Origin of the sequence: Haloferula chungangensis (assembly GCF_042664875.1) — a bacterium.
Taxonomy (GTDB): Bacteria; Verrucomicrobiota; Verrucomicrobiia; order Verrucomicrobiales; family Akkermansiaceae; genus Haloferula; species Haloferula chungangensis.
This window is the reverse complement of sequence record NZ_JBHTBS010000053.1, coordinates 1-1,238: the sequence shown is the minus strand read 5'-3', so window position 1 is coordinate 1,238 and position 1,238 is coordinate 1. Positions and strand designations below refer to the sequence as shown.

Annotated in this window: 2 protein-coding genes; both read left to right on the top strand. The window is 54.0% G+C overall.

What is annotated here, in order from left to right; genetic code table 11:
- Nucleotides 1-144 precede the first annotated feature (144 nt).
- Nucleotides 145-504 (top strand): hypothetical protein, encoded by a 360-nt coding sequence (locus tag ACFQY0_RS21135; protein WP_379717029.1) that lies wholly within the window; start codon nucleotides 145-147, stop codon nucleotides 502-504.
- Nucleotides 505-602: 98 nt separating this feature from the next.
- Entirely contained in the window at nucleotides 603-995 is a 393-nt protein-coding gene (locus ACFQY0_RS21130; protein WP_379717026.1) for a HEAT repeat domain-containing protein, read from the top strand.
- Nucleotides 996-1,238 lie beyond the last annotated feature (243 nt).

The window sequence follows — 1,238 nt, the reverse complement described above, 5'->3', positions numbered from 1 at the left end:
GAACAAGGCGCTCGAGGACGACCCCTTTCAGCGGCTGTGTTGCGTTCTTGCCGCCAGCTTCGAAAGCTGCTTGGATCCCCGCAGCCTTCCCGGTGAGCTCACCGGGATCGCCTCAGCTCAAACGTTCTGCAATAATCAAAACCTATGAAAACGACTGCTAGCATGTTTGCCGCGTTCACTCTAATCGCGGGCGCCCAGAATCTGCCACCGAGAGTCCCCAGTCAGCCCAATCCGGTCGATAAGATCTCGAGAGAAGTAAAGTCGCCCCGTTGGATTTGTTCGGACAATCACATCTTCGATGATGTCAAAGTTCTGGAGATCAATGGTGCATGGGCTAAGATCGAGTATTCTGTATTCGTCCCTCCGCGCCCTGTAGTAGTAGATGCCAACGCCAAACGTGAGCTTACAGGCCCTGCCCAACGTCCGAGGGCGCAAACATGGGTCAACACCCTCCATGTCATTCGAATTGAATCGTCCGCGAAGCTTGCCCCCGAAGAAAAATAGAGGCAGAACAAGCCGGCACATACGACGGCGGGTAGCGCTCCTGTTTGAATTCGGGCTTGCCACTCCGCCGCGTATGGCCTCTAACGTTATCCTGAAAAATGATTTCCTCCGCAGCAGAGTTCTATCGCCTTCGCGAGAGTTCGAAACCGGAAGAGTATCGCCGTGCCGCACACGAAGAGGCTTCAATTGAGACTTGGATGGAAGTGATCGGGCAGCGCCCTGATATGAGGTTCTGGGCCGCACAGAATAAGACTGTCCCGGTAGAAGTTCTGGAGATTCTGGCATCTGATGGCGATGTCACCGTGAGAGACATGGTCGCACGGAAGAGGAAGATTACCGAAGCAATCGCGCTCAAACTTGCCGAAGATCCAGACGAGACTGTTCGGGCGGCACTAGCGATTAACAGGAAGCTGCCGCCATCGGCACTAGCGAAGTTGAAGCAGGATCAATCGTCGCTCGTGTTGGCCGCACTCGAAAAACAATTTGGATAACAAGGCGGATCAGGACGACGCCTTTCAGCGGCCTTGTTGAATTTCCGTTTTGATGATTCAATCTTCCCATCTGGATCGGAGCGCCGCCATTGTTCACCGGCGCCGCCTGTCCTCAAACGTTAGCTTCAGAAAATGAACCAAGACGAACTCACCGAAGTATTCCGCAAGCTGGGCGTGAGCGATCCCGAATCTTGGGCAAGTTCCCAAGTGATCGAAGGCATTCCTCAACTTGGGCGATTCTTG